Source organism: Oleiphilus sp. HI0132 (assembly GCF_001635845.1).
The window spans coordinates 1-822 of sequence record NZ_LWGJ01000784.1 but is presented as its reverse complement, the minus strand read 5'-3'; the positions used below and the strand labels follow the sequence as shown (position 1 = coordinate 822).

Genomic DNA, 822 nt, shown 5'->3' with positions numbered 1-822 from the left:
TATCACAGGCGTCACCTTGGCCGTCACCATCTGAGTCACGCTGATCACTGTTACTATTCACTGGGCAATTATCACGGCCATCACCTACGCCATCTTCATCACCATCGCGGCTAGTCGGTGCAGCGTCGTTTATATCTAGTACACCATCGTTATCATCATCCGTATCGGCTGTATCACCAATACCATCGCCATCGGAGTCACGAGTCTCTAAAGCATTTTGGGGGAATGGGTCTGAGGCATCAGGTGTACCATCACCATCATCATCAGTGTCTGCATTGTTACCTGTGCCATCACCGTCTGTGTCTAATTGCTCAGAAGCAAGTAAAGAGAAGGCATCAGCATCATCTTCTACACCATCATTATCATCATCAGTATCAGTGTTGTTACCAATGCCATCACCATCTGTATCCGTATCTTCATTAGGGTTCAGTGGGAAACGATCTTCAGAGTCTGGCGTACCATCACCATCATCATCGGTATCAGTGATATTTGGCTCACCGTCGCCGTCTGTATCAGTACTTGCCAAGGCATCTAGAGGTGAAGCATCATCACTGTCGGCAACACCGTCACCATCATCGTCATCATCGGTGTTGTTACCAATACCATCACCATCGGTATCGGTGTCTTCACTAGAGTTTAGAGGGAAGGCATCTTCGGAATCAGGTGTACCGTCTCCATCATCATCGCTGTCTGCATTGTCACCGGTACCATCGCCATCGGTATCGACAATTTCATTCGGGTCAGTCGGGAAATCATCCAGATCATCGGCAACACCATCATTATCGTCATCAGTATCTTCTGAGTTACCTACACCGTCATTGT

The 822-nt window shown here is 47.8% G+C and carries 1 protein-coding gene; it reads right to left on the bottom strand.

What is annotated here, in order from left to right; translation table 11 throughout:
* Positions 1 to 822: thrombospondin type 3 repeat-containing protein (locus A3766_RS09195; protein WP_197479467.1), on the bottom strand; the 822-nt coding region annotated here is incomplete at both ends.